Source organism: Paenibacillus sp. USDA918EY (assembly GCF_009870825.1).
In the GTDB taxonomy this organism is placed as follows: Bacteria; Bacillota; Bacilli; order Paenibacillales; family Paenibacillaceae; genus Paenibacillus_AQ; species Paenibacillus_AQ albilobatus.
This window is the reverse complement of sequence record NZ_WTWY01000002.1, coordinates 81,218-106,196: the sequence shown is the minus strand read 5'-3', so window position 1 is coordinate 106,196 and position 24,979 is coordinate 81,218. Positions and strand designations below refer to the sequence as shown.

Below are 24,979 nucleotides of genomic sequence, written 5' to 3'. Positions count from 1 at the left end.
TCGAAGCTGATTCATGTACTTTGCGGGGAGCCCCGAGATTCTTATACGCTATAATCTACAAAACGCCCCGCAGCTCAATGGCTGCAGGGCGGCGCTTTTGGTCATTTATTTCTCTTTGATTGTAATGCCGTCGATCGTTACTTTTTCGGTTGGTTTGCTGTTTTCATCCGTGTCCGGATTCACTTCGACCGGCGTGGCGGCAATCTTTTTCACGACGTCCATGCCGCTTGTAATTTTGCCGAAAATGGTGTAGTTCGGAATCTGGTTCAGATCCTTGCTGTCCTCGCCCGTGCAGATGAAAAACTGGCTGCCGTTCGTGTTCGGCCCGGCGTTCGCCATCGCGACGATTCCCGGCTCGTATTTGTAGCTCGTTTTTTCATCCTCGAAGGCATATCCCGGGCCGCCCGCGCCGGTTCCCGTCGGGTCGCCGGTTTGAATCATAAACGATTCGATAATGCGGTGGAAAATGACGCCGTCGTAAAAGCCTTGCTTGGACAAGAACACGAAGTTGTTGACGGTTTTCGGCGCGTCTTTTGCGAACAGCTGGATCGTAAACGTGCCTTTCGACGTTTTGACTTCGGCCTCATAGGTTTTGCTCGTATTAATTTGCATCGCCGGCGGGCTTGTCCATCTTTTTGTTTTTGTCGATGCGTTCGTATCTTTATCCGTTGTTTCCTGCGATGCGTTGCTATCCTTATCTTTCGCATTGTCCTGCGGCTGCTGCGTTTCCTGCGTTTGATTCTGGCTGGCCTCGGACGATGCTTCAGGTTTTTTGCCGCAGCCGCCGAGAACGAGCATGGCCACGATCATGATGATGAGCGGGAAATAAGCTTTTTTTAGTTTCATGAATGGGATGTTCACTCCTTATGCATTTTCACTATGTCTTATGATAGCGATTTTTCGCGGCAAAATCTAGCGCGCCCCTTTTGGGCCCGTTCCTTCGGCAAAAAACGGCTGTTTCCGCTTTTCTTGAAACTTCTCCCCAAGACGTAACGTTTAAACAGGTAATGAATGTAAAAATTGACATGGAGGGATGCGGATGTTTGAGGTGGCTAATGCCCGTCTGACGGAGCTGAAGGAGAGCATGAGGAACAAAACCAAATGGGAGAAACGCCTTCAGGAGCTGGAAGCGGAGCGGGAGGAACGCGAACGGGAAGCGGATCGCTGGAAGCAGAGGCTGGCTGACGAGGAAAAGGACGTGGAACGGTTGACCGGAGCTTCCTTATCCGGATTGTTCTTCGGCCTCATCGGTAAAAAAGAGGAAAAGCTGGAGCGCGAACAGCTCGAGGTGCTGGAGGCGAAAGCAAAATACGATGCGGCGGTGCGGGCCGTCGAAGACATAACCAAGCAATGCCAGGAAACCGATAAGCTGCTCCGGGAAGTGCGTTATTCGGAATTCGAATATGAACGGATTTTGCAGGAAAAAGAACAAGCCATTTTGCGGCAGCACGGGGAGCTGTCGGAGCTGGCGGAGCGGCAGGCGGACCTGACGGTGCATCTGAAGGAAATGAGGGAGGCCGTGCAGGCGGGCCGCTCCGTCCTCCATGATTTGGAACAAGCTCGGGATTATTTGCAGTCCGCCCGCAATTGGGGCACCTACGACATGCTTGGCGGCGGCATGCTGTCCACGCACATCAAACATAACAAAATCGACGAAGCCATGGGCTACATTCATGATGCGCAGACCAGCTTGCGCCGGTTCGGCAAAGAGCTGAAGGACGTAGAAATGCATCTGTCCATCGAAATCGACATCGGCAGCTTTTTACGGTTTTCGGATTATTTTTTCGACGGGTTCATTTCCGACTGGATGGTGCAGGGAAGGATCAACGATACGCTGTCGCAGGTAGAGGAGAAGCTGGATGCGGTCAAAGGGATCGTTCGCCAGATCGAAGCGGAGCAGCGCAGCTTGGAGGCGCGCCTGGCAGACGTGAAAAGAAGATACGAATACGTGATCGAATCGGCGGAATGACCTGCACGCATGAAAAAAGGAGGGCGATTTGCCCTCCAAACTACGTTACATCTGCCTTCCATTCGACGCTGCGGAGCAAACCGTGCTTCATTAGCGCAAGCACGAAATCGACGTAATAGTCTTTTCGCACGATGGCGCCATACTCATGGTTTTTATAGACGTAAAACAGCGCGTCGGTGTATACGTCGTTGTCTTCAAAGTGCTTCCGAATCTCACGCAGACGGTTCAGATAAGGCTCTTCCTGAAGCAGGCGGATGCGAAATTCAACATCCTCTCCGTTGACGGTTTCCGTGATGCGGGCAACGTCCTCGTTGCAGCGGTAAATCAGCATGCGGGCGCCTCCATTTCGGTCAAGTTGTTCTCCTTCATTTATCCCCATCATCCCGCCGATTAAAATCAAGGTATGTCGGCATGACTCGCTATCGAATTACATTAAATATCTGAGATATACATATGCGCTGGACAAAACGATCGACAAAATCATGATCGGGAAGCCGTATTTCAAAAACGTCGTAAATTTCAGCGGGTATCCTTCCTTGGCAGCCATGCCTGCCACGATCAGGTTGGCGCTGGCGCCGATCAACGTGCCGTTTCCGCCCAGACAGGCGCCAAGCGCGAGCGACCACCAGAGCGGCTCAAGATTGCTGATTCCCATGCTGCCCATATCCTGAATCATCGGGATCATCGTCGCAACAAACGGGATATTGTCGACAAACGCCGAGGCGATCGCGCTTAACCATAAAATAAGCATCGAGGTTGAGGTTACGTTGCCTCCGGTAAGGGCGACCGCTTTTTCGGCCAACGTGGAAATGACGCCGGTTTCGATCAATCCCGCAACAAGCACGAACAATCCCACAAAGAAAAAGATCGTCGGCCATTCGACCTTGGCGAATGCTTCCTCCAGCATATGTTCCCCGGTCAGGATCAAAAGCAGGAAAGCGCCGGCCAATGCGACGGTGGCGGATTCGATGTGCACGAGCTGATGGATAAAAAATCCGGCGATGGTCAGCCCAAGCACGGCAAGGCATTTGATCAGCAGCTTTTTGTTCGTCAGCAGTTCCTTTTCATCGAGATCCATGATGCTTTGCATCAGTTCAGGCTTCGTTTTGATCTGCTTGCGGAAGAGCAGGACGAAAATCGGCACCAACAGCGCAAGGATAATCACTGCAATCGGCGCCAGGTTTTCGATAAACGCCATAAACGTCAGCTCTTTGACCGCGCTTCCGATCATGATGTTCGGCGGATCGCCGATCAAGGTGGCCGTGCCGCCGACATTGGAGGCCATGATTTGCGTGATCAGAAAAGGCAGCGGATTGACCCGAAGCTGGCGTGTAATACTAAACGTAACCGGCACCATCAGCAGGACGGTGGTCACATTGTCCAAAAACGCCGATCCGAGCGCCGTCAGCAGCATCAGTGCGATCAGGATGGCGAGCGGGCGGCCTTTCGCTTTTTTCGCGGCCCAGACGGCGATGTATTTGAACAGTCCCGTCTCCGCCGTAATGTTCACGATAATCATCATCCCGATGAGCAGCCCAAGCGTGTTGAAATCGATATGGCGGATGGCCGTTTCCTGGCTCACGATCCCGCAAATCACCATCAGCACGCCGCCGATCATGGCGATGATCGTACGGTGGATTTTTTCCGAAATAATCAGTGCATACGCAACCAAAAAAATGACGATAGCCCAAATTGCTTGTTGTTCCATAAGGTTCCTCCCCGTTTTTTTCTAGATGCAGTCCGTAAAAATAGAGTGGTCATTCGAACGTGATCCGATTCCTCCTTTGGTCACAGGAGAAGAATGCCGCATACGGACTCCAAAAAAAGGACGAGAAGGCCAAAAAAAGACAAAAGGAGCCCGCGCGTGGCAGGCTCCTCCAAATGTTATTCTATGCGATTTGAAACACCAGTTGCCCTTCAAGTGAAAGGGAATCTGAAAATCAGTGTACATCTATTATAAACGGATTCGGCCGGGTTGTAAAGAATTGCCGCCTGACGCGCAAGGAAGGAGACGGATATGAAGAAAACATGGTGGAAGGAAAGCGTCGTGTACCAAATCTATCCGATCAGTTTTATGGATTCGAACGGGGACGGGATCGGCGATTTGCGCGGAATTCTGTCGAAGCTCGATTACTTGAAAGAACTCGGGATCGACGTCATTTGGCTTTGTCCCATCTATAAGTCGCCGAACCATGATAACGGGTATGACATCAGCGACTACAAGGACATTATGAAGGAATTCGGCACGATGGAGGATTTTGACGAGCTGCTGCGGGAAGCCCATGCCAGAGGCCTCAAAATCATGATGGATCTCGTGCTGAACCATACTTCGGACGAGCATCCCTGGTTTATCGAATCGAGGTCGTCGAAGGATAACCCGAAAAGAGATTATTACATATGGCGCAAAGGCAAAAACGGCGGTCCTCCAAACAACTGGGAATCGTATTTCAGCGGTTCGGTCTGGGAATACGACGAAACGACGGACGAATATTACCTGCATCTGTATTCGAAACATCAGCCGGACTTAAACTGGGAAAACCATGAGGTTGTCGATTGCATGCACGAGATGGTCGAGTGGTGGCTGAAAAAAGGAGTGGACGGCTTCCGCCTCGACGCCATCGCGCATATCGCGAAAGCCGTCGGCCTGCCGGACGGGGACAATCCGCATCATTTGCCGACGGTCCGGGCCTACGAGCTGTTTTCCAACCTGGAGCATGTACATACGCTGCTGCATCAGCTGTATACGCAGGTGCTGTTCCACTACGATATTATGACGGTGGGCGAAACCTCCGGCCTGGGGCCGGAAGAGGCTTTGTGCTACGTCGGCGATACGCGGGGAGAGCTGAACATGGTGTTTCAATTCGAGCATATGCAGCTTGACGCCCTCTCCGGAGGTTCGGGAAAATGGGACATTCGTCCGTGGAGCCTGCTTGACCTGAAAAAGGTCATGAGCCATTGGCAGACCGTTTTGCATGACCAGGGCTGGAACGCCAACTATTGGTGCAATCATGACCAGCCGCGCCCGGTCTCCCGTTTTGGGGACGACGGCAAATACCGGGTGGAATCGGCCAAAATGCTGGCGACCTACATGCATATGCTCGAAGGGACGCCGTACATTTACCAGGGCGAGGAGATCGGCATGACCAACATCGCCTTCGATTCGATCGACGACTACCGGGACGTGGAGACGCATAATTTTTACCGGGATCAATTGAAGCGGGGGGCGCCCAAGGAAAAAGTGATGGAAGCGATCCGTAAAAAGAGCAGGGACAACGCCAGAACGCCGATGCAGTGGGACGGGACCGAAAAAGCGGGGTTTACGGAAGGCAAGCCATGGATTGCCGTGAACCCGAATTTCCGCGAAATCAACGTCGAGGCGGCGCTGAAGGACCCCGATTCCATTTTTTATTACTATAAAAAGCTGATCGCGCTTCGCAAGGAGCATGAGGTGATCGTGTACGGGAAATACGAGCTGCTGCTGCCGGACGACCCGGAAATATACGTATACACGCGCACGCTGGATGATGCGAAGCTGCTCGTCATTTTGAATTTTTTCGGCGGAGAACCCGAGCTGAAGCTGCCGCAGGGACTGAACCTGTCAGGGAAAGAGCTGCTAATCTCCAATTACGACGTTTCGGGAGACGACGATCTCGGCCTGACCTTCCGCTTGCGCCCATATGAAGCGCGGGTGTACATGCTTCGGGCTTAAAGGCTTGACATCGATGAAAAATATTGTTAAATTTACCTCATCCTAAACCAAAGGAGAGATTTTGATGTCGGTGGTTGTTCTTAACTAATTCAATTCCATATGAAGACCGCACGAAAAGACCAGGTCAAGCTTGCCTGTGAAGGCAGCTTTATTTCCTTGCGCCTTTTCAAGCTGAACGGCAGGACGAAGCTGTATGCATGCCTTACGTCTGTTCGGTTCGCGCGGTCATGGAAAATAGTTAAGAACACGCGAAGCATCAAACGGCGCCTTGGCTGCTGTTTCTTTCTTTGTTATTCATAAAAGTGTCTTCGTTATGCGGCGATTGCGGCAGCGAGGAACTTTTTGAAGACCGTGCTCTTGCAGCACGGTCTTTTTGCGTTCCAGGGGTTTTATCGTTAGCGGCTGATTCATAATCAAGCCGGCGATCCCGTCGCAATAACAGGGAAAATGAAGCGGCCGAACAAAGGGACAAAGAACTCGCGCGTGACGTTCTTTGTCCCTTTGTTCATTTTGGGACGGGGCTGTCGCAGCGCCTGTTCCGAATCGAAACCATTCATTAGGAGGCTCACATGTTATGGATAACATGACAATGAACATGCTGGAGTATGACAGAGTGAAAGAAATGCTGCGGGAATATGCGGTGTCCTACGCAGGAAGAAAACATATCGACGAACTGATGCCCGGGAATCACCTGCGGGCGATCGAAGCGGCGCTGAAGGAAACGGCGGAAGCGAAGGCGCTGCTGGAGAAAGGGGCGAGCGTGCCGCTGCCGTCGCTGGAAGGAATAGAGCACATCGTTTCGCTGCTGCACACGGGGTATTTGTTTACGGAGCAGGACTTTGCGGCGGTGCAGACGTTTTTGCACAGCTGCGGCCAGCTGATGAAATATATGGCGGGCAAACGGGACGTTGCGCCTACCGTCAGCAGTTACGCCTTATCGATGCAGGAGCTGCCGCGGCTGAAAAGCGAGATCGAACGCTGCATCCGCTTCGGCAAGGTGGATGACCAGGCGAGCAAGCAGCTCGAGAAGATCCGGAAAAAGATCGCCGTGGTCAAAGAACGGATCCAGAAAAAAATGAGCTCGATCCTGTCCCGGCACGGGTCGATTTTGCAGGAGCATCTGATCAGCGTCCGGGGCGGGCGGTACGTCGTGCCGGTCAAGCGGGAGTACCATAAGCAAATCAAAGGCGCGGTGCTCGACCAGTCCACCAGCGGGCAAACGGTGTTCGTCGAGCCGGAGGAAATTTCGCAGCTTCAGACCGAGCTTGGGATGCTGGAAGCGGATGAGGCCCGGGAGGAAGGCGTGGTGCTCAGCATGCTGACGGGCTTGCTGGAAGCTTCGGGCGCGGATCTGCTGCTAAACATCGACATTACGGGAAACTACGATTTTATTTTCGCCAAAGCCAAATATGGCCGCTCCATTGAAGGGCGGATCGTACAGCTGAGTGACAGGGGATTTATCCGGCTTCGGGGAGCCAAACATCCGCTTATGCTGAAAACGATGGTGCCGCTTCAGCTGGAGCTCGGAAACGGCTACCGCTCGCTGATCATTACCGGACCGAATACGGGGGGCAAAACCGTAGCGCTGAAGACGCTCGGGCTGCTGACCTTGATGGTTCAATCGGGATTGCTTGTGCCCGTGGAGGAGGGCAGCATATTCGCCGTATTCGATAAGGTCATGACGGCGATTGGCGACGGACAGAGCATCGAGCAATCGCTTAGCACGTTCTCCGCCCAAATCCGCAGGCTGATCGCGATGGTGGAGGCGGCGGACCGTTCCACGCTGCTGCTGATCGACGAGCTTGCCGCCGGGACCGATCCTGGGGAAGGCATGTCGCTTTCGATCGCGATTTTGGAGGAATTGAACCGGAGAGGGGCGATGATGATGGTCACGACCCATTTTAACGAATTAAAGGGGTTTGCTTCCCGCACCCCGGGTTTTCAAAACGCAAGGATGGAATTCGACGTTAACACGCTTGAACCGCTCTACCGCCTGACGATCGGCGAATCCGGCCAAAGTTACGCGATCGAAATCGCCACCAAACTCGGCATGCCTTACGGCATCACCCAGCGGTCCAGAAATATTTTGCAAAGCCAAAGAACGGTATTGGCAGCGCCGGGAACAGAAGGCGGAACGCCCGCCACGGTTACGGATAGCAGCACAGCCCCGATGGCGGACGACCTCGGGGGTGGGCCTCAGCATCATGAAGAAGGGCCGCTGCCCGGAGATGACGAAAACCGACATCCGGTAGAGCGGGAGGGCAAAGGCGATCGAAATAGGGAACAGCCGGAAGTGAGCCCAGCGGAGGCTGAAGCGGAAGAAGCGGCCAAACCGCGGAAGCTTGAAGTGGGAGACGCGGTATATGTCAGCTCGCTTCAGCGTGTCGGGATCGTGTACCAGGAAGAAGACGCAAAGGGCATGGTGGGGGTCATGGTCCAGAAGCAAAAGCTGAAGATCAACCAGAAGCGGCTGAAGCTGTATATTGAGAAGGGAAATCTTTACCCGGAGGATTATGACTTCGACATCATTTTCGACAGCAAGGAAAACCGGAAAAAAAGCAAATTGATGCAGAAAAAACATGTGGAGGGCTTAACGATCATTCGCAAACCGGAAGACATGTAACTGGCGTCAGGCAGGGGACGCGTGATCCATATTATGCGGGTTTCCCGAAATCAAACAAAAAAGAAGCGGCTTTTTCGCTGACGCGAAAGGCCGCTTCTTAAAACGGAAAATTACAACGTTGAAATGATGACTTCGGCAAACTGCTCCAAAAACTGCTGCTCCTCGCGATCGAAGCGCCCTTTGAGCGGGCTGTCGATGTCGAGTACGCCCAGCAGCTTTCCGTCCTTGACGAGCGGAACGACGATTTCGCTGTTCGATGCCGCGTCGCAGGCAATATGTCCCGGAAACTCGTGAACATCGTCCACGACGATCGTTCTGCGTTCGGCTGCCGCCGTGCCGCATACGCCGCGGTTCAGCGGAATGCGAATGCATGCCGGAAGACCTTGGAATGGACCAAGCACCAGCTCTTGCCCGTCGTACAAATAAAAGCCTACCCAGTTGATATCCGGCAAAAAGCTGTTCAGCAGCGCCGATGCATTGGCCAGATTGGCGATGGAGCTGGGTTCATCGTGAATGAGAGATTTCAGTTGTTCCAGAACGGCCGCAAACTGCTCGCTCCGGTTTCCTTCATAGGGAAGTGCTTGAAACATCATACTCCACCTTTCTTTTAACCGTTGGTTAATTATAAAAGATAGTATACAGGAATGGCCTCCGCGTCAAGCAAAAGATGCTATGCGCTTGAAGCGGGGATCAAATTATGGATATTTATTCCATGTACGGCTGTAATTATTCGGCCGATGCAGCAAAAATCCCCCTTCGGTATATGACGGAGGGGGATTTTTTTGCGGCAATTTGTTGCGCGTGAACGGATAAATACCAAGCCGGGCCTAACCATTAGGGGCTTCCGTCAATTCGAATCCGCCATAATCCGCTTTTTCCGGCCATGGAAGCACCACGGCCTGCTCCGGGGCTTCCGCCGGATTGCCTGCGCCCGCCAGCGCTTCGCGCACAAATTGCTGCACCGACCGTTTATACAGGACGGGGTCGGCATCCAACGCAAAGCCGTGCGTTGCGTCCTGGACAAGCAGAAGCTTTTTCGTTCCCGTTTTGGCGGCGAACAGATCCTCGCTCATGGACGGCGGGATATAATCATCCCTGGTGCCATGGATAAACATGACGGGCACGCTGCTGCTTTGCACGGTGCGGACCGGGCTGACCTGCTTCAGCGAAAACCCCGCCTTTTTGCGCAGCCGGACGTTGACCAAAGGGAGGAACACGGCGGCAGGGATGTGGTTTAAGCGCTGCATTTGATGGTGCATCAGACGCGTCAAATCGGAATAAGGGCAGTCGGCGATGACGAATTTGGCGTCGGCTTCCGGCAGCGACAAATATTCCAGCACGGTGCCTCCTCCAAGCGAAACGCCGTGAAGGCCGATGATGCAGTTTTGGCCGTGCGTTTTTTTAATGAATCGCACCCAGGCCGCGACGTCGTGTTTTTCATGGTAGCCGTATGTCGTGTATTTGCCTTCGCTTTTGCCGTGCCGGCGCTGGTCGATGAGCAGCAGGTTGAATCCTTCCTCGCGGAACATTTCCATAAACGGAATGGATGCGGGCAGGGAAGTGGTATACCCGTGCACGAGAATAACCCATTTGGCCGAAGGCTGCTCCGTTTTGACGACAACTCCGTTCAGTCGGAGGCCGTCATGGCTTCTGATCTCGACGTTTTCCTTTTTAAGCGGCTCGTAATAATCGCGGAAGCGGGCGCCTGCCCGTTCGAAAGCTTCAAAAATCTGCTGGTAACTTAACGCTTTCATTTGCGTCATTTGTATGAATGCATATTGGGTAATACCTGCGGCCGCAAGCGCGGCAACCGCTGCAATCAGGACGATGACCCACCATTCCAATTCCGCTCACCTCCATGATGGCTATTGATCGGTAGGGCATTAGTATATGCGTTTTTAACCAATTTTAACCGCAAAAGGCGACGCCGCCTACCGAAAAATGGATAAAATCTGACGAATTCGGGAAGAGGGCGTCTGTAACGGCAAGATCCTTTCCCAATGATATAGCCTTTCAAAGAGCAAGATGCTAGAATAAAGTGGACATGCAGCATTTTTTTGCAGCCATTATGCAGCTAATATAAGGAAGAAACCAAAAAATCATGCCAAGTCGCCTCGAACTTTGGTTCGAAGAGAGGAGAGGGTCGGCAATTTATGAAAGCCAAGAAAAAGCCGGGAAATACAATCGCGCAGAGACAGGCCCAAAGGGAGCAGCAGGAGAAGCGCATGAAGCGGGTCATGTGGATCACGGGCGCATGCATCGTCGTATTGGTGCTGCTGCTGATCATCATCAGACCGGGTTCATCGTCCAAGGAAGGCAACTTCGACTACAGCTCCATGCCTGTGCTCGGCAATCCGGATGCACCGGTCAAAATCGTGGAAATGGGCGATTACAAATGTCCTAGCTGCCAGTATTTCACCCAAGAGATTTCGCCGCAGCTGAAAAAAGACTTCATCGATACGGGCAAAGCCGCCCTGTACTTCAGCAATTATCTCATTATCAGTCCGGAAGCGGATTCCAATACCGCCGCGTTGGCCGCGCAGTCCGTGTTCCATCAGAACAAGGATGAATTCTGGAAATATTACGAGGCGATTTACAGAAACCAAGGAGACGAAAACACCGAGTGGGCAACGCCGGATTTCCTGGTGAACCTCGCCCGCACGGAGAACATCAAGGTTGATTACGACCAGCTCCGCAAGGATATCGACGAAAAAACATATCAAAAAGAAATCGACAGCCAAAACGCTTTGGCGCGGAAACTGAACGTCATGAGCACGCCGACGTTGTTCGTTAACGGGGAGATGGCTTCCGAAAAAGCCTCCATGAACTATTCCGTGCTGAAGCCGTTCATCGAGAAGAAGCTGGCCGAGCAAAATAAAGAATGACGAAACTTTGAAGAAAAAGGAGTTAAAACGATGGAAGGCAATCGTTTCTTGGCGTCTATTCGTCCGTATGCCCTGTACATGGCTTGGATTGTATCCATCGTGGCTGTGGGCGGAAGCTTGTACTTAAGCGAAGTCATGCGTTACGAGCCATGCAAGCTGTGCTGGTTTCAGCGGATTTTCATGTATCCGGAGGTCATCCTGCTCGGGATCGCAAGCTACAAGAACGACCGCAAAATCATCCCCTATGCCATGACGCTCAGCGTCATCGGGGGCTGCATCTCCATCTACCATTATCTGGAGCAGAAAATTCCGGCGCTGGCCAAAGCCCTTCCGTGCACCGTCGGGATTCCGTGTAATTTCGATTATTTGAACTGGTTCGGATTCATCACCATTCCGCTTCTCGCCTTGATTGCGTTCATCCTCATCGTCCTGCTGCTTTGGGCGGGACGCGAACCGAAGGATAACGCACAGGAAGCCTAAGCATGTCGCAAGCGCTTGCCCGCCAACCGGCGAAACCGGACGGGACAAGCGCTTTTTTCAAACGTGCCGGCGCATACAGCCGTTGAAAACTATCGCGGCTGGGGTCACAGATGGGGGAAGTTCGTTTATTTGCGAGTGGCGCGCATCCAGCCATTTTTTTATCTAAGGAGGGACAAGATATGCTATACCGCTGCGAAGGCAGCATTCCGGAACTCGAGGGGGGGCGCGTGATCCTGCGCCGTCTTTCCGCCCGGGATGCGCAAGCGATGTACGAATGTTGGGCCGACCCCGAGGTGAGGCGGTATGCGGATCTTCCCGACATGCCGAATGCGGAGGCCGCGGCGGAACTGATCGGCCTGCTTAACCGTCTATCCCTGACCGACGACGGCTTGCGGTGGGGGATTCATGCGTCGGACGGCGGATTGATCGGCAGCTGCGGTTTGAACTGGTGGCAGCTAGAGGGAGCTTACCGAGGAGAAATCGGCTGCGAGCTGGCAAGCGCTTATTGGGGCCGCGGTTACATGCGGGAAGCCGTCGGCCTTCTCATCGACTACGCTTTCGGAGAGATGGGGCTAAATCGCCTCGAAGCGTTGACCGATCCCCGCAACGAACGTGCCGGACGGTTGTTTCATGCGCTCGGATTTACGCTGGAAGGGCGGCTCCGGCAGTATCGGCATACGGATCAGGGCTTCGTGGATGCCGATATGCACGCGCTGCTGCGCTCGGATTGGGAGGTTTCATTCGGAAATTTTGAGGATTAGGAGTTGACATGGAATGGAAACCTTATCAAAATCAAATAGAAACCGCCTGATGCGAATACAACATATATGATGACGAGCGGGAACTCGCGCAGCGGAAGGAGCCGCCATTGGGTTCCCCGCAAGCTGCGCGGGCGCAGGGCGAACGGTGCGTAACCGGGCGCAGCGGTTCTTTTTCCTCGTCGTCCAGAAAGGAAACCCATGTCTGTTCAATCCGAAGTTCTACATTCCAAACGCCAGCTCATTCTGATCGGTATATTGGTATCGACGTTCCTGTCGGCGATTGAAGGGACGGTCACGGGGCCCGCAGGGCCCGCCATCATCAGCAGCTTCGGAGGCATGAAACTGCTGAGCTGGATATTTACGGCTTTTCTGCTGACGATGGCCGTGTCGACGCCGATTTTCGGCAAAGTCAGCGATCTGTACGGGCGCAAGCCGGTATTCCAGATCGGCTCGCTGCTGTTCGTGCTCGGCTCGCTGCTCTGCAGCTTTTCGCAAAACATGGAACAGCTCATCGCGTTCCGGGCGATCCAGGGGATCGGCGCCGGAGCCATCGTGCCGGTGACGTTTACCATTATCGGCGACGTGTACCGGATTGAGGAGCGTGCCAAAATCCAGGGGCTGATCAGCTCCGTATGGGGCATATCCTCGCTGATCGGGCCGCTCGTCGGCGGTTATTTCGTCGATTATTTGAATTGGCGCTGGATTTTCGGTTTTAACGTTCCGTTCGGCGTCATTTCGATGTGGCTGATCGCCCGCTATTTCCATGAAAGCCGGGACAAGCGGGAGAAAACATCCGTCGATGTGGCGGGAGCGGCGTCATTTACGGTCGGCATGACCGCGCTTTTGTTTGCGCTTGCGACCGGCGGGCAATATTTCAGCTGGAGCTCGCCGCTGTTGATCGGATGTTTTGTTTTGGCGGCCGTTCTGCTCGTCATGTTTATTTTCATCGAAAACCGCGCGGCCGAGCCGATGCTGCCCTTGAAGCTGTTCCGCATCCGCGACATCTCGGTGTCCACGGTGGCGAGCATTCTGACCAGCGCCCTGCTGATCGGGTTAACGACCTATACGCCGCTTTGGATTCAGGGCGTGATGGGCAAAAACGCGACGCTGTCGGGCCTGACGATGGCCCCGATGTCGATCGGCTGGCTGTTTGGCTCGGTGTTCGGAAGCCGGTTGATCCTGACGGCAGGCTCGCGCAAGACAAGCGCCATCGGCCTGGCCGGCATCGTGATCGGCGCGGTCGGACTTGCCCTTATTAACGGATCCACCCCGCACTATGTGCTTTTGATTTTCACCTTCATTTACGGTTTGGGATTCGGGTACTCGACCACCGTGTTTACGATCATCGCCCAGTCTTCGGTCGGGTACTCGCTGCGGGGAGCGTCCACGGCGCTGAACACGTTCGTCCGTTCCTTGGGGCAGACGGTCGGCGTTGCCGTGTTCGGAACGTACATCAATCTGAGCATGGCTGGCCGGATTTCCCGTCAGCCGGGCCTCGAACATGTGAAACAAGAGGATATCAACCGGCTGCTGACGCCGGAAGGCAGCGCCGATATGCCGAAGGAATTGTGGAATCAGTTGAAGCATGTGCTGGAGGGCAGTCTCCATTCGCTGTACGTCGTCATGGGGGTCATCGCGGTGATCAGCCTGATTTCCGTTCTGGCGCTGCGGAACACGGTTCCGTCGCCGGAGGAGGAGCCCGAAACGGCAAAAGCCGGGGACAACCCCGGCGTATAAGGTAACGGCAGGAAAGGACACCCCCCGGATGAAATTGTCCGGTTCAAGGGGTGTCCTTTTTTTCCGTGAAGCGCTTCGGGCAAAAAAAAGAGGCCGACAGGGAGGAGATATCCCGGCTATGGCCTATGTATGCGGGTTATTTCTGGGATGAAGGCATAAGTCTTTCCGCCTGCATCCCCATTTTTTTCAGCAGCCGGATCAGCTCGGATTTTTCTTCGTCATCGAGGCCGCTGAAAGCATGATGGATCCGGCTGCCGTATCTGGGGTACAGCTCGCTCATCAGAGCTTCGCCTTCCGGCGTCAGCTCGACGTAAATGACGCGGCGGTCGGTCGGGCAGGGTCTGCGGTGAATGCATCCGCGTTTTTCGAGTTTGTCGATCACATACGTGACGTTTCCGCTTTGGAGCAGCAGGCTTGAGCCGATTTGCTGGATGGGATGCGCTCCCTTGCAATACAGCATTTCCATGACGGCAAAAGCCGTCGGGTGAAAACCTTCGGACTTGGCGCCGATGACGGCGTGTTCGCTTACGCTTTTGAAGCTTTTGGCGAACACCCGATACAGGTGCAATGATAGTTCGGTGTCCCGTTTTTGCGCGTGAATCATCCTCAATCCCGCCCTTTTGTTCGATTTTTGAAACATGTCCGCAGCCCGAATCGTATTGTATCTATATCATAAACGTTCGGCCCGCCCGAAAAACATGCGATTTGTCACAATCCGTCAGCTTTAAAACATTAAAATTTGCGGCAATGCGGGTACCCGCCCGATTGACGTTTATTTCGCAACACATCGTAGAATGCGCTTAAGCCGGTGAGGTTTTTTTGAAGGGAGAAGATTGGCATGGAAACGGAACACGCGAAACAGCCGCTGCTGGACGTCGCGATTGAGGAGGCGGGATACGAGGAGGGCCATCCGCGGATCCGAAATATCGCTTTTCAGGTGTACGCCGGCGAGCTGCTGGGACTGATCGGCCCGAACGGGGCGGGCAAAAGCACGACGATCAAAACGCTGCTCGGCCTGCTGAAATACGCGAAAACCGACGTCGCGTTCCTGGGCAGCGCGGGAAGGTACGCGTACATTCCCGAACAGCCGGTGTTCCACGACGATTTGACGCTGTGGGAGCACATGGATTTGGCCGCGGCCGTTTACGGCCTCGATTATGAAAAGTTTTGCGGGGAAGCGGACAGGCTGCTGCGCCAGTTCGGCATGGAGGAGGTCAAGCATGATTTGCCCGGCGGCTTCTCCAAAGGCATGAAGCAGAAAATGATGCTGATGCTCGGATTTTTGAGCGAACCGGACGTGTACATTGTGGACGAGCCGTTTATCGGGCTGGATCCGCGCGCGACGAAGGATTTTTTGAGGCTGCTGGACGAAGAGCGCGCACGCGGCGCGGCGGTGCTGATGTCGACGCATGTGCTCGATACGGCGGAGAAAATCTGCGACAGGTTCGTCATGATTTCCGGAGGCGCTACCGTTGCGGAAGGGACGCTGTCCGACATCCGGGAAACCGCCGGGCTTCCCGAAGCGTCGCTGTTCGACTGCTTCGACGCACTGACATAACGCTTCGTTGTCCGGAAGGGCCGTTTCTTTCGGACGGAAAGGACCTGTACGATGATGACCAAGGAAAAAGAAGGATATCAATTCCCGGATCCCGCAAGCTTGTTCCGGCGAAGGCTCCGGAGCCATTGGAAGGAAACGGCGGCCGCCTTGCGGTCCGTTGCGGACGATTGGACGGTATTATTGTATATTCTCGTTCCCGCGCTGCTGCTTGGCGGACGGCTGTATTACGGGTTATGGAAGGAACCGCTGCCTGATTGGGCGGGCATGCTTCCGTTTGCGCTGGTTCCGGTCCTGCTGCTACTCATCGCCTCATTGGGAGAAATCCTGCTGCTGGTGCGGGAAGGGGACGTGCTGTTTTTGGTGCAGCGCAGGGAATGGCTGCGGGGAATCATGCTGCGGAGCGGTTTGTACAGCATGGCCGCGGCAGCCGTCAAAACGTCCGTTTGTTATCTTGTTTTGCTCCCTTTCCTGTTCAGGCATTTCCATGCGGACGGCTTGGCTGCAGGAGGGCTGCTTGCTCTAACCGTCGCTTTTGAATGGGTGCTGATGTGGTCGCGGCATCTGATTAAGGTGCAGGCCAAGGGTGTGCGCAGGTGGCTGCTTTACGTTCCGTTCGCCGTTTTGCCCGCAGCGGCTTTTCTCGCTTTCGCGGTCAAATTCGGGCATCAGGGGGCCGTTCTTTGGAGCGGGGCGCTCGTGATGGCGCTGCTTAGCTTGCTGCTGCTGAAGTTCAGGCTCGGACTGCGCGGCACGTTTATGCATGACGTGCAAGAGGATCTGGTCAAACGCACCCGATTGACGGGTCTGCTGTTGAGCCATTCCGTGGATAAGCCGCGCCGCGTCCGCAGCAAAACATGGCTTTTCCGGAAGTCACGCCCTGTGTTCCGCTCCCGGAAGCCCGCCAAGAGAATCGCCGGCGCGATGGTCAAAGCGCTGCTCCGCCATCCGGGACATCGGTCTCTATATTTGCGTTTCGCCGGGGTTACCGCATTGGTTCTCGTTTCTTTGCCGGTCAAAATTCAAATTCTAGCGTTTCTCGCCCTTCACGCACTTATCGCGTACTGGCTGTTTTTGCAGTGGTCGGCATTTCGGGAGGACGCCTTCGTGTCCTTGCTTCCTTGGCCGGATGAACACGGCATGCAGGCCGGTTTGACGGCGATGCAGGGGCTGCTGCTGCCTTACTCGGTCTGGGCTTCGGCGCTTGTCCTGTTTACCAGGCTGAATCCATGGCTCGCGGCGGTCGGCTTCATACCGCTGGGCGTGGCGGCCAGTTGGGCGGTGCCTTATCTCATGCGCATGTTCCTGTTGAACAAAAAGATGTGAACGCGTCAAAAAAACTCCCGCATCGCAAAAGCGAAACCCGGGAGGTTTTCGGCGTTCTTGGCTAGAACGATTAGCCGGAAGCGGGATGCGCCAGCCGCGCCGCATGCATTCCCGCGGTATAACCGGTGGAGAAGGCCGCCGTGATGTTATAGCCGCCGGTGTAGCCGTGGATGTCGAGAATTTCCCCGCAGAAAAAAAGTCCCTCCATCAGCTTGGATTCCATCGTTTTCGGATTGATTTCCTTCAGGTTGACCCCGCCGCCGGTGACGAATGCCTCTTCGATCGATTTGGTGCCGGTCACCTTGATGACAAACTTCTTTAATATATCGATAAAAGCCGACCACTGCTGCTTCGGCAGATGGGCGAAGGTGGCGTCGCCGTCCAGTCCGGCTTTGTTCAGGAGCAGCGGAAGCATGCGTTCGGGAATTTGCGCCTTCAGCACGTTTTTGATCGCTTTTTTCGGTTCGGATTCAAGCTTGTCCCGCAGCATCCGGTCCAGCTCGCCTGTTGGCAGGTCGGGGAAAAGATCGACTGCCATGTCGACCTCATTGACCTTGAATTTGTTTTTCACCTGCCGGATGAACTGGCTGCAGCGCAAGGCGATCGGACCCGAAAGGCCGAAGTGGGTGAAAATCATGTCCCCGCGGTGCCCGATCTGCTTTTTCCCCTTGGGTGTCCATACCGACAATTCGACGTCGCGAAGCGACAATCCCTGCAGCTCCCGGGAGGCAATCCAGCTTTCGCGCGACACGATGGGAACTTCCGTAGGATAGAGCTCGGTAATGGTGTGCCCGGCGGCTTCCGCCCAAGGATAACCGTCGCCCGTCGAGCCGGTATGCGGCACCGATTTGCCGCCGGTCGCGACAATGACTGCGTGTGCCCGGCGGATATCGCCCGCGGCGAGTTTTACCCCCGACACGCGGCCCTCCGAATAAAGGACTTCCGATACGGGAGTGTCGGTTTGAATGTCCACGCCCAATCGGCGGACTTCGCCGATCAGCGTGTTGACGACGCTTGCCGCCTTGTCGGAAACCGGGAACATCCTTCCGTTGTCCTCTTCCTTCAGGGCGATCCCCAGCCCTTCGAAAAACGCCATAATGTCTCTGTTGTTAAAGTGCTGGAATGCGCTGTATAAAAAGCGGCCGTTGCCCGGGATATGGGCGATCAGATCCTCGGTTTCCTTGGCGTTCGTCACGTTGCAACGCCCTCCTCCGGAAATCCCCAGTTTGCGCCCAAGCTTGGCGCCCTTGTCGAGCAGCAGCACGGATGCGCCGAACTTTGCGGCCGCAACGGCGGCCATCAGCCCGGCCGATCCGCCCCCGATGACGATGACATCATATTGCTTCAAATCGTTCTCTCCTTTGTTCTCAAAACCTGGTGAATCTTTGTTTTTAATTGTACCTTTATAGGATATTTCAGGGTATATTGTAATATAGTGTAGCCTATGTTTTAATCTACATGTACATTGCTTTTCGAAGCAGCGCACCGTCTCCAGAAAAGCGCGATTTTAGGCGTTTTTTCATACATAAACCTCATGATTTTCGCAGCGTTCTGATTTATACTTTACTAAACCAATAAAATTTGTCGCCATTTGTCGCAAAAACCGAATAACGCCCGTGTCCTCAAGTGAATGGATTGTATACGCCACCCCGAAGGGAGGATGGATTGCGATTATCTATGCGCTGAAAAACATTATAACACAGGTGCTCATGGCGGGGTCTTTCGCGTTTTTGTTTCCGCTGAGCTTGGACAAATACGTCCGTCTGCTCGGCAGGAAGAAGAGACTGCGGGCCGCCGGGTTCGAAGTCGTTATCATCATATCCAGTGCGCTCAGCATTATCATGTGTTCTTTTTTCTCTTCTTCGTTGTTTCATCTGATCCCCTTGAATTTGGGCATTTTACCCCTGTTTATCGGCATGTTGTACGGGGGATACAAAAGCGGCCTTCCTCTGGCCGGACTGTATTTGCTCTGCGATTACTTTTCAAACGAAAACTGGTCTTATTCGGGTGCGATCCTGCATACGGGGTTGTTATTCTATCCGCTGCTGGTTTGGATGTCCCCCAGATTCCGGATGGGAACCCTTAACGACAAAATTAACAAGTTGTGGGTGTGCCTCCTGCCCGCGATGCTTCTGCTTACGTCGTCCCCGATTATCGAAGACCCGAACCTCAGCTTCTCCGATGCGGGTCCGCTTCTGATGTTTTTGTTTTACATACTGATCACCGTTTTTGCCGGCGCGGCCTTGATCTATATGATCGAATTCGCGCTAGAGAAGCTGCTCCTGACCGAACAAATCAAAGGCATCTCGGAGAAATACCTCCGGGAGGAAGAAAAACTTCAGCAGGTGATGGACGTGGCGCCGCTATGCATGGTGTCGGTCGATACCGAAGGGAGGGTCACCAGCGTAAACGAAATGATGATGGGACTGTTCAAAAGCCGGTCGCCGGAGCTGACCAAAAACGATATTTTGGGGCAGCCGCTCAGCGCGTTTGTCGACATGGACGAGGAGGATTATATCCAAAGCCGGATTGCCCAAGCCTTAAACGGAGTTAAAATGGACAACGAGCTGATCCGGATCGGATCGCAGATCCACTATACGAGCACCTCGCCGCTCACGAACAGCTATACCGGCGAGATTCTCGGAGCCGTTCTCGTCATCCAGGACATTACGGAGCTGGAGCGGCTGCGGACCGAGCTGGTGAATGTGGAAAGGCTCAGCCTGGTCGGGCAGATGGCGGCCAGCATTACGCATGAAATCCGGAATCCGATGGCGGTGGTGCGGGGTTTTTTACAGCTCATGAAGGAAAAAAGCCCCGATTCGCTTGATCATTATTACCGGATCGTCATGGAGGAGCTGGACCGGGCGAACGGCATTATCAACGACTTTTTGTCGCTTGCCCAAAACCGGATTGCCGAAAAAGAGCAGTGGCATCTCCATCAGATCATCAACGATCTGAGCCCGCTGCTGTGGGCGGACGCAAACCTGCGGGGGCAAACGATCGAGCTGCTGCTGGACGAGCAAGTGCCGAAACTACACCTGAATGCCAAGGAGATCAAGCAGGTGCTTTTGAATCTGGCCCGGAACGGGATGGAGGCGATGGACGAAAAAGGGAAGCTGACCATCCAAACCCGGTTCAGGGAAACGGACAACACGGTGGAGCTGATCGTCAAGGATACCGGTGTGGGCATGTCCAAAAGCCGCCAGGAGCGGCTGTTCGAGCCGTTTTTTACGACGAAGGCCAAAGGGACGGGGCTTGGACTTGCCCTTTGCCTGAGCATCGTGGAGCGGCATGGCGGCAAAATCGCGGTGGAATCGGAAGAAGGGAAAGGAACGACGTTCATCATCTCGCTTCCGGCTGCCGAATCCTAGCCCGAAAGAAGGGGTTGGGGGTAACCGTACCGCGCTTTATCTTGATTTCGGACCTTGGGAAGGTATAATAGTATTGAACACAGTCTGATATTTTGCGGATCGAGGAGTGATTAAAGAAATGTCGATGTCTTTTGACAGATATATGAGAGATATGATTCAACCGATGAGAGACGAGCTGACCAGCCTTGGCATTAAAGAGCTCAGAACTCCGGAAGAAGTGGAGACGCATTTGCCGGACGCGCCGGGCACGACGCTGGTCGTTGTCAACTCGGTATGCGGATGCGCGGCGGGACAATGCCGTCCGGGCGTAGCCCTGGCACTGCAAAACGAGCTGGTGCCCGACAATCTGTACACGGTGTTTGCCGGACAAGACAAGGAAGCTACGGCCAAGGCCAGAGAATATTTTGCGCCGTACCCGCCGTCTTCGCCTTCCATCGCGCTGTTGAAGGATGGGGAGCTTGTCCATTTCATCGAGCGCCATCAGATCGAAGACCGTTCCGCTCAAGAAATCGCCGAAGATTTAATTGAAGCTTTTGACCGCGTGTGCCGTTAATCGGCCGCGCGTTCCATTCGCCCCGGTTCATCGGCATCAGCCGATCACGGGGCTTTCGTTTTTGATGCGGGCGTTTCGCGGCGCCGGAATACATGCCGATTCGAACGAATGCGCACGTCGTTATATTTTGGAAGTGAGTTGCCCGACGGTGAATTATGGGAGCGTCATGGTTAGGACAGGCCGCAGCTGCGGCTTGTCTTTTTTTGCGCAAACATGGGATGCGGGGCACGGGCCGAAAGTTGCAAAAAGTGCGGAAATGTTGCGGTTGTATCCTTTTTCCCTTCCGGGAAGCCCATTACAATGAGATCAGGAAAAAGCCGGCGTTTAGCACTTAATGAAAGTGCTTTCAATACGAAACGCGCCGGCGGTTCTTTTTTGCGTTTTTTTCAGACCGGGGGCCTTTCTTTAACGGACTCTACTAGAGTTCGCCGGTTTACAGTATAATGATGATTGCTTTTTATGATTTCGGGATGCGCTCCGCAAACGATTCATTAGATAAAACATTGACGTAAGGTGTGATTGATCCGTGCCCAGACATACGTTGTTCCGCAAAATGATCCTTCTGCTCATCGTGATGCTCGTCCCGATCGTGGGGCTTTACTATTATTCCAACCGGACGAGCACGGAAGTGCTGGGGACGGAGCTGAACCAATCGAACGCAAACCAGTTGAATTTTTTTCAGACGCAGGTCAACACGAACATCGACCTGTTTTCCCTTTGGCCGAACCTGCTGATTCAGGATCCCGACATTTTCGGGTTTAAGGACATTTTTTTAAGCAGCGAATATTTTAACCTCGATATCATTAACCTGGTGAAACGGATCCAGACGAAGCTCAATATTCAGGAAAGCTCCTCGAACTGGAAAACGAAGCTTTACATATTCTCGCCGTCGCTTGGAAGGGTGGTCTCCGATAACGATGTGGACGACTATGACAACGATGATCTCAAGAAGCGGATGAAGCCGGGCTGGCAGGTGAAAAAAATGGGACAGGGCGATGAAGCTTATTACGTGTTTTCGTTGTTTACGGCCTATCCTTATTCCTCGTTTAATCATCCGGAGGACGCCAACCTGATCATTGAGCTTCAGTTCGAAAGCGGCAACATCCAGGATATGCTCGATAAATTCAAAAGCGACGGACGAAGGGATCCCGTATACTTCAAGCCGGATCTCGGCGTCATTTACAACCGTTCGGCCGACAAGCCGCTGACGGATTCGATTTTGCGCCAGCTGCAGAAGGAGCCGCTGCAGGATGCGGAGAACCGGAGGCTCGAGCTGAACGGGCAGACCTACCTGGTCAATGTCGCCGCTTCGGCTACGACGGGCTGGTATCTGGTCGACTATATGCCGCTGCAGGATATCGTGGCGCCGATCGAGCAATCGAACCGCCTGTTTTACTTTTCGGTAGGCCTCACGCTTCTGTTGGGGTGCCTGGCGGCATACATGCTGTATGCCCAGGTGCAGGTTCCGGTGAAAAAGCTGGTCGTCGCTTTCAAAAAACTTCAGCACGAGGATTACTCCATCCGCCTGCAGGCCAAAGGGAACAACGAATTCGGATTCGTGTTCGAGCGCTTTAACTCCATGGTGGAGCAAATCCAGGAGCTGTTCGAAAACGTGTACATGGAACGGATTCATGCCAGGGAGGCGAGGCTGAAGCAGCTGCAGTCGCAGATCAACCCGCATTTTTTCTACAACTGCTTTTCCTTCATCTCGAGCATGGCGAAGCTGGGGAACATGAAGGCGGTCGTGGCGATGTCGCAAAACCTGTCAAGCTATTACCGGTACACGACCCGGCAGGAGCGGGAGGTCGTCCCGCTTGCGGAGGAGCTGGCTTTCGTCCGCAATTATTTGGAGATTCAGAAGATGCGCAAGCCGCAGCTTGATTTTTCGATCGACGTGCCGGAAACGATGCGGCGTTGGGAACTGCCCCTGCTGGTGGTTCAGCCCCTTGTGGAAAACGCGGTGCTCCACGGCATCGAACCCCGGTCCGGCGGGGGATGCGTCCGGATCGCGGGCGAAATCGGAGCAAACGAGATGCGGATATGGGTCGAGGACGGGGGCAAAGGCATGGGCGGTCCGGAAATGGAGGAACTGCGCCGATCCTTGTCCCGGCCGATGAATGAAGAGACGGGCTGCGGTCTTTGGAACGTGCGGCAGCGCATGCTGATCCGTTACGGCGAAGACGCGGGCCTCAGGTTTATGCCGTCCGCGCTGGGCGGAGTCAAAGCGGAGCTTTATTGGCCCGCCGGGCAGCAAACAGAACCGGCAGTCACGCAAAGGGGAGAACGTTCATGATCGAAATTCTGCTGGTGGATGATGAATCCTATGTTACCGAAAGCATTAAAGCCACGATTCCTTGGAGCGATCTTGGGGTGGAGAAGGTATATCAGGCCGATTCCGCGGAAGCGGCTTTGGCAATCCTCCGCGAGCAATCCATTGATATCGTCGTGTCGGATATCCGCATGCCCGAGACCGACGGATTGGAATTGATCGAGCGGATTCAACGGGAATGGCCGCATATCCGCTGCATGGTGCTTACGGGGTATTCGGATTTTGACTATGCGAAAAAGGCGCTGCGGCTGCAGGCGTTCGATTATATCCTCAAGCCGGTCGACGACGAGGAGTTTATCCGGAGCCTTTCGAGCGCGATCGAGGCATTAAAGGACGAATGGGAGGCGGCCGAGAGATACCATAAGCTGGTCTATACGATCAAATCGGATTCCGCCGTGCTGAAAGCCAGCCTGATGCATGACCTGGTGTTAGGGCGGACGTGGTCGCAGCGGACGGTGGCGGACAAGCTGGCCCAATACGAAATCCGCATTCCGGTGGACGAGCACGCGGTGCTGCTGATGATGCAGCTCGGCGAGCAATTTGCGCATTACGACCATCATTCCATGTCGCTGATGGAGTACGCGGTCGGCAATATCGCCGAAGAGGTGTTTGCCGAATCTTTTGCGGTTTGGGCCTGCAAAGCCCCGCATGACGGGCTTGTCATGCTGGCGTCGCTTCAGCCTTCCCTCCGGGAAAACATCGAGCGGCTGCCGGACTTCGAAGCGCTGCGAAGAAGGAGGCTGCACGAGATGGCCGAAAGCTTCCGCAGGCAGGTGAGCCGTTATTTGAAAGGCGACATCCGGATCGTTATTTCGGACTGGTTCCGGTTCCCGGACGGGATCGCCCAGGCTTACCGGGCGGGCCTCGGCAGCATCATGATGTCCGGCGGCGATGAAGCGGGAGCCATTATGTATTTGGAGGATCTGCAGGCCGGGCATGTCCATCCGGTCCAATCCATCGAATCGCTGTACAAACCGCCGACGCTGATCCACCTGCTGGAATCGAAGCAATGGGACGCCGCGCAGAGCAAGGTGGACGAAGTGTTTGAAGATTTGCGGAACACGAACTATTCGCGGGAGCATCTGTACGAGGTGTATCTGCTGATGACCAATGCGTTTATGTACATGGCCCACAAGCAGGGGCAGTTTGCATATCAGATCGACCAGTCGGGATTTGACCTGATGCATGACCAAAGCATGATCCTGTCGCTCGACAAGCTGAAAGGATGGGCCGGCGCCATGCTGGAGAAGCTGCGGACGGAGCTGTCGGCGAGCGACCGATATACAAGAAGCTACATCATTCATCAGGTGCAGGAGCTGATCTCCAAGGATCTGGGGCAGGATACGTCCGTAAAGACGATCGCCGACAAGGTCTTTTTGCACCCGGTCTATTTGTCCAAAATCTATAAGGCGGAAACGGGTGAAAGCCTGGGGGACTATATTATCCGCATGCGAATGGAACGGGCGCTGTACCTGCTCAAAAAAACGAACAAAAAAATCTACGAGATCACCGCGGAGCTTGGATACCAGAACCCGCAGTATTTCAGCAAAATGTTCAAAAAACATTACGGTCTCAACCCGAACGAGTTCAGGGATCAGTAACAGGTTGCAAAAGGTGCAGAAATGTTCGAAGAATGACATGGGACACCGGACCTTGCGCTTCTATAATGGAACATGTAGCA

General features: G+C 54.1%; 20 protein-coding genes. 13 read left to right on the top strand and 7 right to left on the bottom strand.

The window, feature by feature from the left end; translation table 11 throughout:
• Nucleotides 1–105: 105 nt before the first annotated feature.
• Entirely contained in the window at nucleotides 106–846 is a 741-nt protein-coding gene (locus tag GQY55_RS04765; protein WP_160038746.1) for a peptidylprolyl isomerase, read from the bottom strand.
• Between the two features lie 193 nt (nucleotides 847–1,039).
• On the opposite strand from GQY55_RS04765, the gene GQY55_RS04760 reads away from it, so the two are divergent.
• Complete coding sequence (locus GQY55_RS04760; protein ID WP_160038744.1) at nucleotides 1,040–1,969, top strand: hypothetical protein; 930 nt, start codon at nucleotides 1,040–1,042, stop codon at nucleotides 1,967–1,969.
• Between the two features lie 40 nt (nucleotides 1,970–2,009).
• Here the strand turns inward: GQY55_RS04760 and GQY55_RS04755 are convergent, their stop codons facing one another.
• Nucleotides 2,010–2,300, bottom strand: a complete 291-nt coding sequence (locus tag GQY55_RS04755) for a hypothetical protein (protein ID WP_160038742.1) — start codon at nucleotides 2,298–2,300, stop codon at nucleotides 2,010–2,012.
• A gap of 96 nt (nucleotides 2,301–2,396) precedes the next feature.
• Nucleotides 2,397–3,677, bottom strand: a complete 1,281-nt coding sequence (locus GQY55_RS04750; RefSeq protein WP_160038740.1) for an ArsB/NhaD family transporter — start codon at nucleotides 3,675–3,677, stop codon at nucleotides 2,397–2,399.
• A gap of 309 nt (nucleotides 3,678–3,986) precedes the next feature.
• Between GQY55_RS04750 and GQY55_RS04745 the strand changes: the two genes are divergently transcribed.
• Both GQY55_RS04745 and GQY55_RS04740 read left to right on the top strand, forming a co-directional pair.
• Nucleotides 3,987–5,678: a glycoside hydrolase family 13 protein gene (locus GQY55_RS04745; RefSeq protein WP_160038739.1), complete on the top strand. Its 1,692-nt coding sequence runs from the start codon at nucleotides 3,987–3,989 to the stop codon at nucleotides 5,676–5,678.
• Between the two features lie 574 nt (nucleotides 5,679–6,252).
• The gene (locus GQY55_RS04740; protein WP_160038738.1) at nucleotides 6,253–8,301 is read left to right on the top strand and encodes an endonuclease MutS2; all 2,049 of its coding nucleotides are present in this window, start codon (nucleotides 6,253–6,255) and stop codon (nucleotides 8,299–8,301) included.
• Between the two features lie 110 nt (nucleotides 8,302–8,411).
• On the opposite strand, the gene GQY55_RS04735 is transcribed toward GQY55_RS04740, so the two are convergent.
• Nucleotides 8,412–8,891 carry a GAF domain-containing protein gene (locus GQY55_RS04735; protein WP_160038737.1) on the bottom strand — a complete coding sequence of 160 codons (480 nt, stop codon included), beginning with the start codon at nucleotides 8,889–8,891 and terminating at the stop codon, nucleotides 8,412–8,414.
• Nucleotides 8,892–9,128: 237 nt separating this feature from the next.
• Nucleotides 9,129–10,145, bottom strand: a complete 1,017-nt coding sequence (locus GQY55_RS04730; protein WP_160038736.1) for an alpha/beta hydrolase — start codon at nucleotides 10,143–10,145, stop codon at nucleotides 9,129–9,131.
• Between the two features lie 309 nt (nucleotides 10,146–10,454).
• On the opposite strand from GQY55_RS04730, the gene GQY55_RS04725 reads away from it, so the two are divergent.
• The 4 genes from GQY55_RS04725 (at nucleotide 10,455) to GQY55_RS04710 (ending at nucleotide 14,164) form a co-directional block, all read left to right on the top strand.
• The gene (locus GQY55_RS04725) at nucleotides 10,455–11,186 is read left to right on the top strand and encodes a DsbA family protein (RefSeq protein ID WP_160038735.1); all 732 of its coding nucleotides are present in this window, start codon (nucleotides 10,455–10,457) and stop codon (nucleotides 11,184–11,186) included.
• A gap of 30 nt (nucleotides 11,187–11,216) precedes the next feature.
• Nucleotides 11,217–11,666, top strand: coding sequence for a disulfide oxidoreductase (locus tag GQY55_RS04720; protein ID WP_160038734.1), 450 nt, complete (start codon nucleotides 11,217–11,219; stop codon nucleotides 11,664–11,666).
• A gap of 179 nt (nucleotides 11,667–11,845) precedes the next feature.
• Complete coding sequence (locus GQY55_RS04715) at nucleotides 11,846–12,427, top strand: GNAT family N-acetyltransferase (RefSeq protein WP_160038733.1); 582 nt, start codon at nucleotides 11,846–11,848, stop codon at nucleotides 12,425–12,427.
• Nucleotides 12,428–12,625: 198 nt separating this feature from the next.
• On the top strand, nucleotides 12,626–14,164 hold the full coding sequence (locus GQY55_RS04710; protein ID WP_160038732.1) for an MDR family MFS transporter: 1,539 nt from the start codon (nucleotides 12,626–12,628) through the stop codon (nucleotides 14,162–14,164).
• Between the two features lie 136 nt (nucleotides 14,165–14,300).
• Here the strand turns inward: GQY55_RS04710 and GQY55_RS04705 are convergent, their stop codons facing one another.
• Nucleotides 14,301–14,768, bottom strand: a complete 468-nt coding sequence (locus GQY55_RS04705) for a MarR family winged helix-turn-helix transcriptional regulator (protein WP_160038731.1) — start codon at nucleotides 14,766–14,768, stop codon at nucleotides 14,301–14,303.
• Nucleotides 14,769–15,002: 234 nt separating this feature from the next.
• Here GQY55_RS04705 and GQY55_RS04700 point away from each other — a divergent pair, with 234 nt between their 5' ends.
• Together GQY55_RS04700 and GQY55_RS04695 are read left to right on the top strand one after the other, a co-directional pair.
• On the top strand, nucleotides 15,003–15,722 hold the full coding sequence (locus GQY55_RS04700; protein ID WP_160038729.1) for an ABC transporter ATP-binding protein: 720 nt from the start codon (nucleotides 15,003–15,005) through the stop codon (nucleotides 15,720–15,722).
• Nucleotides 15,723–15,776: 54 nt separating this feature from the next.
• The gene (locus GQY55_RS04695; protein ID WP_236575422.1) at nucleotides 15,777–17,045 is read left to right on the top strand and encodes an ABC transporter permease; all 1,269 of its coding nucleotides are present in this window, start codon (nucleotides 15,777–15,779) and stop codon (nucleotides 17,043–17,045) included.
• Between the two features lie 70 nt (nucleotides 17,046–17,115).
• On the opposite strand, the gene GQY55_RS04690 is transcribed toward GQY55_RS04695, so the two are convergent.
• The gene (locus tag GQY55_RS04690) at nucleotides 17,116–18,393 is read right to left on the bottom strand and encodes an NAD(P)/FAD-dependent oxidoreductase (RefSeq protein WP_160038725.1); all 1,278 of its coding nucleotides are present in this window, start codon (nucleotides 18,391–18,393) and stop codon (nucleotides 17,116–17,118) included.
• 268 nt (nucleotides 18,394–18,661) lie between these two features.
• Between GQY55_RS04690 and GQY55_RS04685 the strand changes: the two genes are divergently transcribed.
• The 4 genes from GQY55_RS04685 (at nucleotide 18,662) to GQY55_RS04670 (ending at nucleotide 24,899) form a co-directional block, all read left to right on the top strand.
• Nucleotides 18,662–20,416, top strand: coding sequence for a two-component system sensor histidine kinase NtrB (locus GQY55_RS04685; RefSeq protein ID WP_236575421.1), 1,755 nt, complete (start codon nucleotides 18,662–18,664; stop codon nucleotides 20,414–20,416).
• A gap of 118 nt (nucleotides 20,417–20,534) precedes the next feature.
• Entirely contained in the window at nucleotides 20,535–20,969 is a 435-nt protein-coding gene (locus tag GQY55_RS04680) for a BrxA/BrxB family bacilliredoxin (RefSeq protein WP_160038723.1), read from the top strand.
• A gap of 526 nt (nucleotides 20,970–21,495) precedes the next feature.
• Entirely contained in the window at nucleotides 21,496–23,262 is a 1,767-nt protein-coding gene (locus tag GQY55_RS04675) for a sensor histidine kinase (RefSeq protein WP_160038721.1), read from the top strand.
• Complete coding sequence (locus tag GQY55_RS04670; protein ID WP_160038719.1) at nucleotides 23,259–24,899, top strand: response regulator; 1,641 nt, start codon at nucleotides 23,259–23,261, stop codon at nucleotides 24,897–24,899. Before GQY55_RS04675 ends, GQY55_RS04670 begins: the two co-directional genes overlap by 4 nt.
• Nucleotides 24,900–24,979: the final 80 nt, after the last annotated feature.

What these genes read in the sequence shown, in the direction of transcription:
- GQY55_RS04760 (WP_160038744.1), top strand. Translation starts at nt 1,040, where the DNA reads ATGTTTGAGGTGGCTAATGCCCGTCTGACGGAGCTGAAGGAGAGCATG.
- GQY55_RS04765 (WP_160038746.1), bottom strand. Translation starts at nt 846, where the DNA reads ATGAAACTAAAAAAAGCTTATTTCCCGCTCATCATCATGATCGTGGCC.
- GQY55_RS04715 (WP_160038733.1), top strand. Translation starts at nt 11,846, where the DNA reads ATGCTATACCGCTGCGAAGGCAGCATTCCGGAACTCGAGGGGGGGCGC.
- GQY55_RS04740 (WP_160038738.1), top strand. Translation starts at nt 6,253, where the DNA reads ATGGATAACATGACAATGAACATGCTGGAGTATGACAGAGTGAAAGAA.
- GQY55_RS04710 (WP_160038732.1), top strand. Translation starts at nt 12,626, where the DNA reads ATGTCTGTTCAATCCGAAGTTCTACATTCCAAACGCCAGCTCATTCTG.
- GQY55_RS04745 (WP_160038739.1), top strand. Translation starts at nt 3,987, where the DNA reads ATGAAGAAAACATGGTGGAAGGAAAGCGTCGTGTACCAAATCTATCCG.
- GQY55_RS04695 (WP_236575422.1), top strand. Translation starts at nt 15,777, where the DNA reads ATGACCAAGGAAAAAGAAGGATATCAATTCCCGGATCCCGCAAGCTTG.
- GQY55_RS04750 (WP_160038740.1), bottom strand. Translation starts at nt 3,677, where the DNA reads ATGGAACAACAAGCAATTTGGGCTATCGTCATTTTTTTGGTTGCGTAT.
- GQY55_RS04670 (WP_160038719.1), top strand. Translation starts at nt 23,259, where the DNA reads ATGATCGAAATTCTGCTGGTGGATGATGAATCCTATGTTACCGAAAGC.
- GQY55_RS04720 (WP_160038734.1), top strand. Translation starts at nt 11,217, where the DNA reads ATGGAAGGCAATCGTTTCTTGGCGTCTATTCGTCCGTATGCCCTGTAC.
- GQY55_RS04755 (WP_160038742.1), bottom strand. Translation starts at nt 2,300, where the DNA reads ATGCTGATTTACCGCTGCAACGAGGACGTTGCCCGCATCACGGAAACC.
- GQY55_RS04735 (WP_160038737.1), bottom strand. Translation starts at nt 8,891, where the DNA reads ATGTTTCAAGCACTTCCCTATGAAGGAAACCGGAGCGAGCAGTTTGCG.
- GQY55_RS04725 (WP_160038735.1), top strand. Translation starts at nt 10,455, where the DNA reads ATGAAAGCCAAGAAAAAGCCGGGAAATACAATCGCGCAGAGACAGGCC.
- GQY55_RS04680 (WP_160038723.1), top strand. Translation starts at nt 20,535, where the DNA reads ATGTCGATGTCTTTTGACAGATATATGAGAGATATGATTCAACCGATG.
- GQY55_RS04700 (WP_160038729.1), top strand. Translation starts at nt 15,003, where the DNA reads ATGGAAACGGAACACGCGAAACAGCCGCTGCTGGACGTCGCGATTGAG.
- GQY55_RS04705 (WP_160038731.1), bottom strand. Translation starts at nt 14,768, where the DNA reads ATGATTCACGCGCAAAAACGGGACACCGAACTATCATTGCACCTGTAT.